This is a genomic window from Dyadobacter jiangsuensis, from assembly GCF_003014695.1.
GTDB classification, from domain to species: Bacteria; Bacteroidota; Bacteroidia; order Cytophagales; family Spirosomataceae; genus Dyadobacter; species Dyadobacter jiangsuensis.
On sequence record NZ_PYAS01000010.1, the window covers coordinates 100,747 to 115,046 of the forward strand.

At 48.4% G+C, this 14,300-nt stretch carries 12 protein-coding genes; 6 read left to right on the top strand and 6 right to left on the bottom strand.

Features of this window, described 5'->3' with window-relative positions; translation table 11 throughout:
• The first annotated feature begins 255 nt into the window (after nucleotides 1-255).
• On the top strand, nucleotides 256-1,959 hold the full coding sequence (locus CLV60_RS20585) for a hypothetical protein (RefSeq protein ID WP_106597271.1): 1,704 nt from the start codon (nucleotides 256-258) through the stop codon (nucleotides 1,957-1,959).
• A gap of 98 nt (nucleotides 1,960-2,057) precedes the next feature.
• On the opposite strand, the gene CLV60_RS20590 is transcribed toward CLV60_RS20585, so the two are convergent.
• The gene (locus CLV60_RS20590; RefSeq protein ID WP_106597272.1) at nucleotides 2,058-2,843 is read right to left on the bottom strand and encodes an alpha/beta hydrolase; all 786 of its coding nucleotides are present in this window, start codon (nucleotides 2,841-2,843) and stop codon (nucleotides 2,058-2,060) included.
• Between the two features lie 103 nt (nucleotides 2,844-2,946).
• The gene (locus CLV60_RS20595) at nucleotides 2,947-3,534 is read right to left on the bottom strand and encodes a Crp/Fnr family transcriptional regulator (protein ID WP_106597273.1); all 588 of its coding nucleotides are present in this window, start codon (nucleotides 3,532-3,534) and stop codon (nucleotides 2,947-2,949) included.
• Nucleotides 3,535-3,682: 148 nt separating this feature from the next.
• Here CLV60_RS20595 and CLV60_RS20600 point away from each other — a divergent pair, with 148 nt between their 5' ends.
• Both CLV60_RS20600 and CLV60_RS20605 read left to right on the top strand, forming a co-directional pair.
• Nucleotides 3,683-4,936, top strand: a complete 1,254-nt coding sequence (locus CLV60_RS20600; RefSeq protein ID WP_106597274.1) for an asparagine synthetase B — start codon at nucleotides 3,683-3,685, stop codon at nucleotides 4,934-4,936.
• Nucleotides 4,937-5,000: 64 nt separating this feature from the next.
• A complete protein-coding gene (locus CLV60_RS20605) occupies nucleotides 5,001-5,594 on the top strand; it encodes a Uma2 family endonuclease (protein WP_106597275.1) in 594 nt (197 codons plus the stop codon).
• Here the strand turns inward: CLV60_RS20605 and CLV60_RS20610 are convergent, their stop codons facing one another.
• From CLV60_RS20610 to CLV60_RS20620, 3 genes are all read right to left on the bottom strand, one after another.
• Complete coding sequence (locus CLV60_RS20610) at nucleotides 5,595-6,539, bottom strand: bifunctional helix-turn-helix transcriptional regulator/GNAT family N-acetyltransferase (protein WP_106597276.1); 945 nt, start codon at nucleotides 6,537-6,539, stop codon at nucleotides 5,595-5,597.
• A gap of 95 nt (nucleotides 6,540-6,634) precedes the next feature.
• Complete coding sequence (gene lpxB, locus CLV60_RS20615; protein ID WP_106597441.1) at nucleotides 6,635-7,744, bottom strand: lipid-A-disaccharide synthase; 1,110 nt, start codon at nucleotides 7,742-7,744, stop codon at nucleotides 6,635-6,637.
• Nucleotides 7,745-7,834: 90 nt separating this feature from the next.
• Nucleotides 7,835-8,254, bottom strand: a complete 420-nt coding sequence (locus CLV60_RS20620) for a 6-pyruvoyl trahydropterin synthase family protein (protein ID WP_106597442.1) — start codon at nucleotides 8,252-8,254, stop codon at nucleotides 7,835-7,837.
• Nucleotides 8,255-8,431: 177 nt separating this feature from the next.
• Between CLV60_RS20620 and rfaD the strand changes: the two genes are divergently transcribed.
• From rfaD to CLV60_RS20635, 3 genes are all read left to right on the top strand, one after another.
• Nucleotides 8,432-9,397 carry an ADP-glyceromanno-heptose 6-epimerase gene (gene rfaD, locus CLV60_RS20625; RefSeq protein ID WP_106597277.1) on the top strand — a complete coding sequence of 322 codons (966 nt, stop codon included), beginning with the start codon at nucleotides 8,432-8,434 and terminating at the stop codon, nucleotides 9,395-9,397.
• Between the two features lie 190 nt (nucleotides 9,398-9,587).
• Nucleotides 9,588-11,033: a Fe-S cluster assembly protein SufB gene (gene sufB, locus CLV60_RS20630; RefSeq protein WP_106597278.1), complete on the top strand. Its 1,446-nt coding sequence runs from the start codon at nucleotides 9,588-9,590 to the stop codon at nucleotides 11,031-11,033.
• A 99-nt stretch (nucleotides 11,034-11,132) separates the two neighbouring features.
• Entirely contained in the window at nucleotides 11,133-13,406 is a 2,274-nt protein-coding gene (locus CLV60_RS20635; protein WP_106597279.1) for a monovalent cation:proton antiporter family protein, read from the top strand.
• On the opposite strand, the gene CLV60_RS20640 is transcribed toward CLV60_RS20635, so the two are convergent.
• A complete protein-coding gene (locus CLV60_RS20640; protein ID WP_229211068.1) occupies nucleotides 13,396-14,292 on the bottom strand; it encodes a 1-aminocyclopropane-1-carboxylate deaminase/D-cysteine desulfhydrase in 897 nt (298 codons plus the stop codon). The genes CLV60_RS20635 and CLV60_RS20640 overlap by 11 nt on opposite strands.
• Nucleotides 14,293-14,300: the final 8 nt, after the last annotated feature.

Genomic DNA, 14,300 nt, shown 5'->3' on the forward strand with positions numbered 1-14,300 from the left:
TGGTTTGCGCCAATGCGTTTTTCAAAAAAATCCGACAAAAATACTAGAAATACCTTGTCATCAAAGAGTGACAACCTCTCGTTTGTAACCGTTGCAACTCTTATGTCATTTTAATATTAAATATACCAAAAATAGGAAGTCGTTGCGCTAATGACTTCGCAAGCGGAACGCTATTTACCTTCCCGTATTGCCCCAAATCGCGAGTAACCCAAGGCATTTTGCATCTTTTCTGCGGAAATACCTAACCCGACTTTCATGGACAGAAGACAATTCGTAAAAAGCAGCACGCTGGCATTCTGCACGTTACCCGTGTTACCGACAACTATTCCCCATATTCGGGCCGACGCCATGCCTGAATGGCTTCGCGCGATGGTAAAACAGGCCGACAAAAGCATCGAATCCTTACTGACCTACCAGGAGAAAGATGCCCAAAGTCCGGACTTCGGCGGCTTGCGCGATGGTTTCGACCTGCTCAACCCGCATAGTACCTCCGCATTAATTCAATATGGCGCGAGTGGCTTGTTCGCCCCCACTTCCAAATATTACCAGTCAAAGGAATTGCTTGCGGCAATGGACCAGGCCGCATTGTACCTGATCAAAACCCAGCACAGCGATGGTACCATCGACCTGCTTTCTACCAACTTTCATTCCACGCCGGACACCGGCTTCCTGGTAAAGCGACTGGCGATGGCATATACCATGATCGAAAAATCCGGTACCGAAGGAGCCGCCAAAATGCTCGCGAACCTGAAAACATTCCTCCTGCGTGGGGGCGACGCGCTGAGCGTGGGAGGCATCCATACGCCCAATCACCGTTGGGTGGTATCCGCCGCATTGACCAAACTAAACGAGCTCTGGCCCAATCCCAAATATGTGGCGCGGGCCGAGCAATGGCTGGCCGAGCACATCGACATCGACCGCGACGGCCAGTATAATGAAAAGAGTACATTCATTTACTCCTCCCTCACCGATCGGCTGCTCATTACGATTGGCAAAGGCCTCAAAAAACCGGAGCTGTTCGACGCTGTCCGTAAAAACCTCGACATGACCATGTACTATGTCCATCCCAACGGAGAGATCGTTACCGACGCTTCCGGACGGCAGGACAAGGCCATTATAGGCACGCTCGAAAACTACTATTACCCCTACCGGTATTTCGCGATCAAAGACGGGAATGCGCGGTATGCGGCCATGTGCAGGCTGATAGAACAGACCGCCAGCCAGAAAACCACCGGATTTGTGGATTACTTCCTGACCGACCCTTCGCTTTGGGCTGAACTTCCGGCGGAGAAGCCTGTGCCGGTCAATTATGTCAAAACTTTCCCGAATTCCGGCCTGGTACGCATTCGCAGGGACCGCCGAGACAGCACGCTGATCGCCAATAATCCGGTCTGGTTTACATTTATGAAAGGGAATGCCGTGCTGCAAGGTGTGCGATTCGCATCCTCCTTCTTTGGAAAAGGCCAGTTTCAATCTGAAAAAATCAGTGAAAATGGAAATGAATGGGTACTCACACAGAAACTCGACGGGCCTTATTTTCAGCCCTACCCGAAGGAATCCATTGCGCCTGATGGCGATTGGGAGAAAATGCCGCGGAATCTCCGACCGCAGAGCGAAGTGCAAATATTGGAAACGAAAGTGATCATCCGGGAAACTTCCGGCGGGATGGAAATAGAAGTGGTGACCAATGGCACCGAGCGCGTGCCCGCCGCATTGGAATTGATTTTCAGACCGGGCGGAACGCTCAAAGGTGTTTCCAAAGTTGAAAACACCAAAGATTCGTGGTTACTGAAAGAAGCGACCGGCTCTTATGAATTGGGAGGTGATACTATCAACTTCGGCCCGGGACTGGCATTGCACAAAAACATTGCATTACGGGGAGCCTTGCCGGCTATGGAAGCACCTACTGTTTTTCTCACAGGCTTTACACCTTTCAAGCATGTGATCCGCTTTTCGTGACGCATATTATTTGTTTGACCGCCGACCATGGACCATGCTTTTTTTGTCATGTGTCCATGGTCGGCGGTCTATGGTCAGCGGTCGGCCGTCAGTTGCTTTCAATGTTTGCTGATCCAGTCGAGGATGTAGTCGGCATCTTCTTTCCAGGTAGGCTGGCCTAAAACGAAGTGGTTACGACCGGGAAACTCTTTGTAATCGACCACAGAACCATTTTGTTTGTAAGCTTTGAAATTACGGAGGTTCAAAGATGCCGGAATGATGTTGTCGAATTCACCGGAGGTAATCAGCAACGGAGCGTGCGCTTTTTTGAAGTCCACTCTGGCTGCGGAAGTAATACCGCCGCGTGCTACTGTTTTGGATTCGGGAATCACGTTTTCTTCCCAGGTTTTCATTTGTTCTTCCAGCGTCATACCGTTGGTGAAGGCATACTGCCAATCGGCGAGCGACATCAGGTAAGTTTTTTTCAGGGAAGTAAACAATCCGAATACTTTATAACCTGCTTTCAGGAAAGAGAATTCGTAAGGGATCACGCCTTGTGGTGGCACTGGGTGGATGGCGATACCGGCAACACCCAGGTCGCGGTTAATCAGAATCTGTGTAATCAATCCACCCAGTGAATGACCGATGATGATTGGTTTTTCAGGTAATGCTTTGATAAAATTGGCATAGTGGTCAACCAGTTCTTTGAACGTTAAACCGGCCAGCGCAGTATCGTTTGGTTGTCTGTCTCTCAATTCGGCAGCCGGTGCATCTTTATGTGGCCATGCTGGTGCGTAAGTAGTGTAGCCCTGGGCTTCAAAATATTCTTTCCATTGGTCCCAGCCATTGTGGCTTACAAATGCACCTGTTACAAATACGACGGTTTTGGTGTTAAAAGCTTTCATGATTTCTATCGGTTAAAAGTTGAATTTTTGTTTTGTGTTCCGCTTTGGACATGACAAAATTCAGCACGCTAGCCGACTATATTCTTAACCCAGGTTAAGATCGTCATTTTCCCACCATTCTTTTTCTGATACGGCTGAGTGAAGGGGCCTGAATGCCCAGATAAGAGGCAATATGGTACAATGGGACGTTGTTAAAAATGTCCGGATGGTTCTGAATCAGTTCGAGATAGCGCTGTTCGGGCGTACGGAACATGAATTCCTCGGCGCGGTTCATGGCCAGGTTAAATGCCGTTTCCGCTACCAGTCGTCCGAAGCGCTCCCAGTGGTGCGATTTCCCGTACAGTTCAGTGAGGTGATTGATATGAATGTATAAAATCGTCGACTCGGTCATCGACTCGGTGTAGTAACTGCATGGCGTTTGGGTAACGAAACTCTTATACGCCACCACCACCTGATTTTTAGAGAAGAAAAAGACGTTCTTTTCCTCGGCCGATTCGTCGTCGATATAGTAGGTCCTGAACACGCCATCCAGTATGAAACCCAGGTACTTACAAACATTTTTGTATTCATTGTAAAACTCTCCCTTACCATAGGTTTTTCTTTGCCAGTAGGGCGCCGACAGTTCAAATGCGGACGCGTCGATTCCCGCGAACTGGTTGAGCGCGTAGTTCAGGATTTGTGTTTCGGTCATGAGTGAAGCAGGTGAGTAGAGGTATATTTCAAAAATAGGCACAGACGACACAAAAACCTCATAACCAGCTACCTAAAATCTCGATATTTCGTTAAATTTGATACACCTCCCCTGACGATGCAGCTTCGGACTTCAAACATTTCTTACCATGCTGAGAAAGATTCTACCGCTCGTATTGGTTTTCCTGTCGCACATCTGCCTCGCAAACCAGATCCTGATCCCGATGGACAATACCCAGACCAATCATTTGAAGGCATACGGTCTGGCTTATATTCTGCTGAAAGGAGATATTGAGGTGGATTGGCTGCTCAATTACCGCGGAGGCAGTTTTAAGGTTCAGTATTCCAAATCCATTGAAAATGAATGCAAGCTGAGGGCAGTTTCCTATGAAGTACTTTCGGAAGCAGCGAGTGCGCAGATCGTAAACGAGATCAGCAACCCGAACGTGAATATGGATGTAGTGAAGCTGTTCAAAGCGGCCAAAATTGCAGTTTACTCGCCGATCAAGATCAGCCCCGCCGAATTTGAAAACACCGATGCCGTATTGCTCGTGCTCAAATATGCCGAAATCCCGTTTGAAGTCATTTACGACGAAGAAATCCTCCGTGGCGACCTGCCCAAGTACGACTGGCTGCATTTGCACCATGAGGATTTTACGGGGCAGTTTGGCAAAAACCTGCGTCGCACCAGTGAAGCCGATATCAAAGCCCAGGAGGCCATTGCAAGCCGTTACGGCTTTTCGAAAGTACCGAAAATGAAGCTGGCCGTTGCGAAGGCCATTAAGGAGTTTTGTGCCGGCGGGGGCTTTCTGTTTGCCATGTGCTCCGGCGCCGAAACTTTCGATATAGCCCTGGCAGCCGAGGGCGTCGACATCGTCGATAACCTCGACGGTGACGGTATTGACCCCGACGCCCAGTCCAAGCTGGACTTTGACAAAACATTCGCATTCTACAACTTCAAACTCCAACTCGACGAATACGACGGGATGAACTTCTCGGACATCAATTCAGCGGCGGGCCGCTATCGCGGCTGGGGTGAAAACGATGCCTATTTCTCCCTTTTTGATTTTTCCGCCAAGTGGGACGTCATTCCCGCCATGCTCGTACAAAACCATGAGCATCTGATCCGCGAGTTTTTCGGGCAAACCACCGCATTCTCCAAATACACCGTCAAGCCCAGCTCACTCGTGATGGGTACCAGCAGCAACTCCGACCGCTACATTTACGGCGAGCTCGGTCGGGGCCAGTGGACCTTCTACGGCGGTCACGACCCCGAAGGCCGCGGCGGAGGCGGCAGACGCATGCCCACCGACCTCAACCTCTACCCCAACTCACCCGGGTATAGGCTCATATTGAATAATGTGCTCTTTCCTTCCGCGCGGAAGAAGAAGCGGAAGACCTGATGAATCAAGCGCTTCATTGACTTCCGGCAGTATTTTGGGTAGATTTACTTAAAAAGAGCCTGCTATGCCTTCAATCGTAACCGATATCAACGAATTAGATCTGAGCCAAAGTTATACTTACGCCGATTACCTGCTTTGGCATTTCAAGGAGCGCGTCGAGTTGATTAAGGGGAAGATTTTTAAGATGTCACCGGCACCAAGTACCCGGCATCAGCAAATTTCAGCGAAATTACATTTGAGAATAGGTGGTTATTTTGAAAACCATTACTGTCACGCTTTTTTCGCTCCGTTCGATGTAAGACTGCCCAGAAAGGATCAAAATGCAGCGGATCAAAAAATCCATACGGTCGTTCAGCCTGACCTGTGCGTGATATGCGATGAGTCAAAATTGGATGAACGTGGTTGTTTAGGCGCACCCGACCTGATTGTTGAAGTCCTTTCTCCCGGTAACTCGAAGACAGAGATGCATAACAAGTTTGAATTATACCAGGAATCCGGTGTCCGGGAATATTGGCTTGTGGAGCCGTCTCAAAATGCGGTGTTGGTATACGTACTCGATGAGACAGGAAAATATGTAGGATTGCAGCCAGCAGTTGAATTCGTGCAATCGTCCATTTTTCCTGAACTCAAAATAGATTTGGGTAAAATCTTCAGCTGATCAATCCAATTCCATTTCCATCTTAATATCCGCCCGTTTGAAGTTATGCTCGGTCAATGGCACTTCCTCAAACCCGAGTTTTTTGTAAAGATTAATACCTGCGGCCGAGCCTTTGCGGTTGGAATAGAGAATCACCTTACTAGCTCCGAGCTCCCGCGCCTTTTCAATTACCGCATTACCCAGCAAATCCCCGATTTTCTTACCTCGCATGCTTTTTGAAACGGTCATTTTGCTCATCTCAACTATATCGCCATTACGTTTCAACGCGCATGTACCCACAGGCTCGCCGCCGTACAATGCGATCAGGATCGCGCCGCCGTCTTTGAGGTAGTATGTTTCCGGGTTTGATAACGTCTTTTCATCCTCCGGTTCCACTTCATAGGTTTCCGAAATCCATGCGTAATTCAGGTCATAAAATGCCTTGGCATGTTCCGGTTTATAATCTACAATACTGATGGCGGCATTGGTTTCCTCGTTTTCCATTCTTTTGTAACGCTCAAAAAATCCTTCTTTTTTCAATTGATACTCTGTCTCGTCCATGGCTTGCAACAGGTTGTTGGCATTATCGATGATTTGTTCTGCTGTTTTTCGGATTTTCTCCCAAACAGGCTGCATTTGCTCCACCAGCGCCCGGGCTTTTTCGGAGAGCCGCACCATTCGTTTCCGTTCGTCGCGCTGATCTTTAAATGATTCCACCAATCCTTCTTTTTCCAGTTCTTTCAGCAAACTGATCGTCGAAGGGTGCGCATAACCGATCTCTTCGGATAACTCCATAATCCCGAGCGATTCCTTTTTATGCAGCACATAAATCACCGGAAACCATTTCGGCTCGAAGCTGATGCCATTATGCTGATAAATGAGTACGCCGTCCTTTCGGAACTGGTCGCTCAGGCGCTGTAAACGCGTGGAAATCGCGAGGGCCCCTACTTCGTTGAAGATATTCATAATGGGTGTTCTTAATTTAGGTTCAAATATACGTAGATAACTACGTAATTAACAAACACATTCGAAATAAAATATTTAAGGCATTTATAATGAGGCTATTTAGAAAGGTATTGAACGATAAGTCCACCCGTGTGCTCAGACGCTCCTGCTCCGCCCACCAGCTCGGAGAGGCGCTCATAATCCCGCATTTGCTGTTCGTGTTTGCTGCCACCGGGAAGAATTTGTTTCAGTTCCGCAACCAGATTCCCCTCATTCAATTCATCCTGAATCAGCTCCCGAACCGCCTCTTTTTCCAGGATCAAATTCACCAGTGAAATAAAGGGAATGCGGATCAGGCGCTTGGCCAGTGCATAGGAAATGGCGCTGGTACGGTAGCAGACTACTTCGGGGACTTTCAGCAATGCGGTTTCCAGTGTGGCTGTGCCGGAAGTAACGAGCGCAGCATCAGCAACCGAAAGGAGATCATAGGTGCTCTCGTACACGATCACCGCCTTGCCGCTGGATAAGTACTGGTCGTACAATGTAGAAGGCAGGTTCTTTACACCTGCAATCACATATTGGTAGTCGGAAAAATGCTTTTGCGTAGTTAGCATTGTATCCAACATGCCTATAATCTCCTGTTTGCGGCTTCCGGGAAGCAACGCGATAATAGGCCGGTCGTCGAGGTTATGCTTACGGCGAAAATCGGGATCGGGACTGAATGCGGCGATGGCATCCATGAGCGGGTTGCCCACGTAATCGACTTTGTAATCGTACTTTTTGTAGAAATCGACCTCGAACGGAAAGATCACGAACATGTGATCCACATTGGCCTTAATCTTCCAGGCACGTTTCTGGTTCCAGGCCCAGACTTTGGGGGAAATGTAGTAGAAAACTTTCAGCCCCCTGGACTTTGCAAATGAGGCAATGCGCAGGTTAAAGCCCGGATAATCAATCAGGATCAACGCATCGGGTTGGTAATCGAGCACATCAGCCTTGCATTTTTTGAGGAAACCGGTGATCGTCCGCAAATTCATGACTACTTCAAGGAAACCCATAAAAGCGGTATCCTTATAATGTGTCACCAGGCTCATACCTTCCGCCTCCATCATATCACCGCCCCAGCCGCGAAACTCCGCATGCGGATCATTCGCCCGAATGCCCTTGATCAGGTTGGAGCCATGCAAATCCCCCGAGCGCTCGCCCGCGATCAAGTAATATTTCATAAGCAATTGGTTGCTAGCAATCTGGCCGCCAATAATCGGCGGTCGGCGGTCCATGGTCGGCGGTCTAAGACTTCACGGTCATTAATCCCCCTACTCCCCATAATACTCCACAAAGTTCTTCGGCGTTTCTATCAGCTTGATATAGTGCAGTTTCGCATTAGGAGCTGCCTGCGCAATAGCCGGTTCGAGGATATTCCAGATTTCCATCACGAATATCTCGCAGGAAGCCATTTTTCCTTGCATGAAATCCACATCGAGGTTGAGGTTCTTGTGATCCACCTTATCGACGACCTCTCCCTTGATAATGTCCCCCAGTACTTTCAGATCGATCACAAAACCCGTATCAGGGTTGGGCTTGCCTTTAACCGTAACAATCAGCTCAAAATTATGCCCATGCCAGTTGTTGTTGGCGCAAGGGCCAAATACCTCCTGGTTTTTCTCATCACTCCACGCCGGGTTGTAAAGCCGGTGGGCCGCATTGAAATGCTCTTTCCTTGTTACGTAAATCATAAAACTTCCTGCCACTTGATAATTCTGGCGCAAAATTACACCATGTATCCGTAGTTTTGTTTGTTAACAAGAGGATAACTAAAAAAAATCCTATTTCGCCCTTAAAATTTAAGAGTAGATCGGCGCGGTTCGGTACTCTTATCTGGCATTCTTTTTACCGTTAAACATATAATCGCGATGATTATCGTAACAGGAGCAGCCGGCTTTATTGGCAGCGGGCTTATCAGCCGCCTCAATCAAGACGGCTTTAAAAACATTATTGCAGTAGATGATTTTTCCAAAATCGAAAAGGCAGAAAACCTCGAAGGAAAGACGATCAAGGAAAAAGTAGAAAGAAATGCACTTTTCGAATGGCTGGATGCGAACAACCGCGACGTGGAATTCATTTTCCACATCGGCGCACGTACCGACACTACGGAGTTCGACAAGGAAATTTTTGATGAACTGAATGTAAATTATTCCAAAGGTATTTGGGAAAAATGCGTGGCTTACCAGATCCCTCTCGTGTACGCGTCGTCCGCGGCCACATACGGGCTGGGCGAGCACGGGTACGACGATAACGAGTCGACGATCGGCCAGTTGAAGCCGCTGAACCCTTACGGCGATTCCAAAAACGAGTTCGACAAATGGGCATTAGTGCAGGAGAAAAAGCCGTTTTTCTGGGCAGGTCTTAAATTTTTCAATGTTTACGGGCCTAACGAATACCACAAAGGCCGCATGGCATCGGTGATTTTCCACGCTTATAACCAGATCAAGGCTACCGAAAAAATGAAGCTCTTCCGCTCGCATAACCCCGATTTCAAGGATGGTGAGCAAATGCGTGATTTCATTTACGTAAAAGACCTGATCGACGTTTGTATCTTCTTCATGCACCACCGCAAAAACTCAGGCATTTACAACCTCGGTAGCGGAAAAGCGCGCACATTCAAAGATTTGGTTACCAATACTTTCCATGCAATGGGCAAGACGCCGGACATTGCGTTTATCGACACCCCGGCCGACATTCGTGACAAATACCAGTATTTCACGCAGGCTAATATGAGCAAATTACGCGCTGTCGGATATACCCGTCCGTTCACAAGCCTGGAAGAAGGGGTTGACGATTACGTCAAAAACTACCTCTCGTCCACAGCCTATTTGTAGGATTTCAAAGGCATCCGACTTTCAAAAGACCTGCTCCGGCGGGTCTTTTTTGTTTTACCTGCTACAACCTATTTCCAGCAGCCCCTGCCGGAATCTCCACAATTTTCCGTATTTTTGAACCTCTGAATAAACTCAATCCCACTTCTCTGTGTTAGCATGATACCAACCAGAGTGTGACATTATTACGACTATGAGCAAAGAAGAAGAATTGTTGGAGGAAATCACCAGTTCGGAATACAAATACGGCTTTGTGACTGATATTGAGGCAGATGAGGCCCCTGCGGGCCTCAACGACGACATTATCAGGTTCATCTCTGCCAAAAAAAATGAACCCGAATGGATGTTGCAGTGGCGCCTGAAAGCGTACCATTTGTGGCTTACCATGGAGGAACCCAAATGGCCGAACGTGCACTACCCGCCCATCGAATTCCAGGCTATCAAGTATTATTCAGCACCCAAGAAGAAGAAGGCTGTCGAGAGTATCGATGACATCGATCCCGAATTGCGCAACACTTTCGAAAGACTGGGTATTTCTTTGAATGAGCAAAAAAGGATTTCCGGTATCGCGGTCGACGCGGTTATGGACTCCGAGTCGGTCTTCACGACTTTCAAGGATACGCTCAAAGAAAAAGGCATTATTTTCTGCTCGATCAGCGAGGCAATCCGTGAGCATCCGGAACTGGTAAAAAAATACCTCGGTTCGGTAGTACCGCCTAAGGATAACTACTACGCGGCATTGAACTCAGCGGTTTTCTCCGATGGTTCATTCGTGTACATCCCGAAAGGCGTTCGCTGCCCAATGGAGCTTTCGACCTATTTCCGTATCAATGCGGCGGGAACAGGCCAGTTCGAAAGAACGCTGATCATCGGCGACGAGGACAGCCACGTGAGCTACCTGGAAGGCTGTACAGCCCCAATGCGTGACGAAAATCAGCTGCACGCTGCGGTGGTTGAAATCTTCGCGCATGACAATGCGAATGTAAAATACTCGACCGTACAGAACTGGTATCCAGGCGATAAGGACGGAAAAGGCGGTATTTACAACTTCGTAACGAAACGCGGCCTTTGCGACGGTCCTAATTCGAAAATCTCCTGGACACAGGTGGAAACCGGTTCGGCGATTACCTGGAAGTACCCTTCGGTAATCCTGAAAGGCGACAACTCGATCGGTGAATTTTACTCGGTTGCTGTAACGAACAATATGCAGCAAGCCGATACAGGTACCAAAATGATCCATATCGGTAAAAACACGAAAAGCCGGATCGTTTCGAAAGGTATTTCGGCAGGCAAGAGCCAGAACTCCTACCGTGGATTGGTGCAGGTTTTCAAAAAGGCTGAAAAGGCGCGTAACTTCTCGCAATGCGACTCCCTGTTGCTCGGCGACAAGTGCGGCGCGCATACTTTCCCTTACATAGAAGTGAGCAACCCGTCGGCCACCGTAGAGCACGAAGCAACCACGTCGAAGATCGGTGAGGACATTCTTTTCTACTGCAACCAGCGCGGTATTCCAACGGAACAGGCGGTTGCATTGATCGTGAATGGCTATGCTAAAGAAGTATTAAACCAACTTCCGATGGAGTTTGCCGTTGAAGCGCAAAAGCTACTGGAAATCAGCCTGGAAGGAAGCGTAGGTTAAAATTTCCGATAAGATAAAACACAGAAAGCCTTTGATTCGTCGAAGGCTTTTTGTATTTTATTGATCTTAGTAAATTTTTCCATCAACGATTCACCCTTCATGACCCACGTTCCACAACTAATCATAGACCTGTCGCTCATTCTCACAATGGCCGGTATCATTACCGTAATCTTCAAGAAATTGAAGCAGCCAATCGTGTTGGGCTACATTCTGGCCGGGTTACTTGTCGGACCTAATTTCCACCTTTTTCCTACCATTACCGATATTAAAACGATCGAGATCTGGGCCGAAATCGGGGTAATCTTCCTGCTCTTCAACCTGGGTTTGGAGTTTAGTTTTAAAAAGCTTGTCAAAGTCGGTAATACGGCTGCTATTACGGGATTATTTGAGGTTTTTATGATGCTGGTTACCGGCTTCGTTACCGGTCAGTTACTCGGTTGGAGCAAAACCGACAGCCTTTTTCTCGGAGGTATCATTGCCATTTCCTCCACTACCATCATTTTCCGTGCATTCGATGAGCTGGGGCTCAAAACCCAGAAATTCACCCGGGTTGTTATGGGCATTCTCGTCATCGAGGACCTTACGGCTGTGTTATTAATGGTTTTGCTTTCGACATTATCGCTGAGCCAGCAGTTTGCAGGATTCGAATTAATACAATCGAGTCTAAAACTCTTCTTTTTCCTGACCATCTGGTTTCTGGGCGGAATTTTCGTATTCCCTACCCTGCTCAGGCGCTACCGGCATTTGATGAACGACGAAAGCGTGCTGATCACCTCCGTAGCATTGTGTTTCGGAATGGTATTTCTGGTAACCAAAGCAGGCTTTTCAGCGGCGTTAGGTGCATTTATCATGGGTTCTATCCTGGCGGAAACTACCCACGCGGAGAAGATCGAGCATTTGCTGAAACCGGTTAAAGACCTTTTCGGGGCGGTATTCTTTATTTCGGTGGGAATGCTTATTAACCCCGGACTATTGCTTGAATATGCAGTCCCGACCGCCATTCTGGTGCTCGTAGTAATGGTGGGTAAAACGACATTCGTCACACTAGGAGCGGTCATTTCCGGCCAGCCTTTGAAGAAATCACTGCAATCAGGGATGAGCTTGTCCCAAATCGGCGAATTTTCATTCATCATTGCCAACCTTGGCCTTTCCCTGAAAGTGACCAGCGGATTTCTGTACCCGATTGCCGTCGGGGTATCGGTCATCACGACGTTTGCCACACCTTACATGATGAAGGCCTCCGAGCCGCTCTATGAATGGCTGGACAAGCGTCTGCCCGAAAAATGGAGGTTGTACCTGAACCGATACAGCACCAGCACGGAAACCATTGCACAAACCACCCAGTGGAACGAAATCCTGAAATCCTATGCGCAGACGGTGATTTTGAACTCCGTTGTTGTAGTCGGCATCATCCTCGCGTCCTCGCGCCAGCTCGCTCAGCAGCTGCATACACGCGTACCTGAAACGTTTCTCACCAACTCGGTGCTTTTTGGCATTACATTCTTACTCATTTCCCCATTCCTCTGGGCATTGGTCTTCAAGCGAGGCAACCGAAAGGCCTACTCCACGATCTGGCTCAGCCGGAAGTACAGCCGCGGGCCGTTGCTGGTACTCGAACTTTCAAGGGTAGTTATAGCGATCCTCCTGATGGCCTTTCTGCTCAATTCGTTCTTCTCGACACAAACGGCTTTCATTGTAGCAGGCGGCATTATGGTACTAGGCTTCGCTATCTTTTACCAGCGGCTTCAACAATTTTATCATAAAATCGAAGACCGTTTCCTGCAAAACCTCAATGCACGGCAACTGGAAGGAAGCGGCAAATCCAAAAAGATTCTGTTACCCTGGGATGCGCACTTTGCATTCCTGGAAGTAAGTGCCGACTCCAATATGATCGGAAAAAGCTTGCAGGAGCTCAAAATCCGGGAAAATTTCGGGATTAATGTCGTGCTGATCGAGCGGGGAAGCAAAACCATCCATTTGCCGAGACCGACGGAAGTACTTTACCCTTGTGACCGAATTGAGGTCATCGGTACCGACGATCAGCTGGATGTTTTCAGAAGCCACATCGAAGTGAGTACAAATGGCGACGTTTACATGGCCCACGAGGATAATACGGTGCTCGAACGCGTCGAAGTGAAAACACAATACAATATCCGCGGAAAGACGATACGGGACAGCCAGATCCGTGAAATGACGCACGGCATGATCGTCGGACTCGAAAGAAACGGCGAGCGTATTCTCAACCCGGACTCGTCGATGATCATCGAAAACCAGGACGTGCTTTGGATCGCCGGCGACCGGGATCTGATCAAGGAGTTCATCTCCGCCAAACCGGCCAACAATGAAGAGGAAGTAGAAGTAGCTACGCCTTGATCAGCCCTTGCAGTCCACCCGTATGTACTGCTACAATAGTCGTCCCGGCCTCGAAAAACCCTTTTTGAATGAGATCAAACAGGCCGTAGAACATTTTTGCTGTATAAACCTGCTCCAACAGGACATCATATTCAGCCCGGAAATCTTGCATAAAGGCCAGCAGTTCACTATTCCACTTCGCATATCCGCCGAAATGGTAGTCTGTAAGCAGAGTAAGATTTCCGGGCTGCCTGCATTCATCCGACAGCCGGTGAATGTCTTCTTTAAGAAAATCTCCTCCTTTTAGTGCTGAGAATGCAAGGGCATTGGCGCCCGCAGAGAGAATACCCGCAGCCGTACCACCGGTTCCGGCAGCCGAAGCGATAAAATCAGGCATTGCACCTAACTGACCTTCTATTTCAAATACCATTTCGGCCACACCTTTCAACGCAAGCCCGGTAGTGCCGCCTTCGGGAATCAGATAGGGGTTGCCGAAACGCGCAATTATCTCTTCCAAATATCCTTCCGAATGCCGTTGTCTGTATTCCTCACGCGATACAAAATGCAGCTGCATTCCTTGTTCCCGGCAAAATTGAAGCGTTTCGTTTTCCTTATCTTGCAACTCCAGTCCACGCACAACGCCGATGGTCTTCAATCCCAATGCGTTCCCGGCGGCCGCTGTTGCGTACAAATGGTTGGAATACGCACCGCCAAACGTCAATACAGCACCCTTCCCTCTCGCTTGCGCGTCGAGCAGATTGTATTTCAGCTTCCGCCATTTATTTCCCGAAACCATCGAATGAATGAGGTCGTCGCGCTTGATATACAGCTGTACTCCCGCTTTCTCAGTTCCCGCATTAACGAGCCTTTGCAGGGGCGTAGGCACCGACGGACTTAGTAAATCCACTTATTTTA

Bases quoted from the DNA above. Each gene is read 5' to 3' on its own strand.
- lpxB (WP_106597441.1), bottom strand. From the start codon at position 7,744: ATGAAATATTACTTGATCGCGGGCGAGCGCTCGGGGGATTTGCATGGC.
- rfaD (WP_106597277.1), top strand. From the start codon at position 8,432: ATGATTATCGTAACAGGAGCAGCCGGCTTTATTGGCAGCGGGCTTATC.
- CLV60_RS20600 (WP_106597274.1), top strand. From the start codon at position 3,683: ATGCTGAGAAAGATTCTACCGCTCGTATTGGTTTTCCTGTCGCACATC.
- CLV60_RS20635 (WP_106597279.1), top strand. From the start codon at position 11,133: ATGACCCACGTTCCACAACTAATCATAGACCTGTCGCTCATTCTCACA.
- CLV60_RS20590 (WP_106597272.1), bottom strand. From the start codon at position 2,843: ATGAAAGCTTTTAACACCAAAACCGTCGTATTTGTAACAGGTGCATTT.
- CLV60_RS20595 (WP_106597273.1), bottom strand. From the start codon at position 3,534: ATGACCGAAACACAAATCCTGAACTACGCGCTCAACCAGTTCGCGGGA.
- sufB (WP_106597278.1), top strand. From the start codon at position 9,588: ATGAGCAAAGAAGAAGAATTGTTGGAGGAAATCACCAGTTCGGAATAC.
- CLV60_RS20585 (WP_106597271.1), top strand. From the start codon at position 256: ATGGACAGAAGACAATTCGTAAAAAGCAGCACGCTGGCATTCTGCACG.
- CLV60_RS20620 (WP_106597442.1), bottom strand. From the start codon at position 8,254: ATGATTTACGTAACAAGGAAAGAGCATTTCAATGCGGCCCACCGGCTT.
- CLV60_RS20605 (WP_106597275.1), top strand. From the start codon at position 5,001: ATGCCTTCAATCGTAACCGATATCAACGAATTAGATCTGAGCCAAAGT.
- CLV60_RS20610 (WP_106597276.1), bottom strand. From the start codon at position 6,539: ATGAATATCTTCAACGAAGTAGGGGCCCTCGCGATTTCCACGCGTTTA.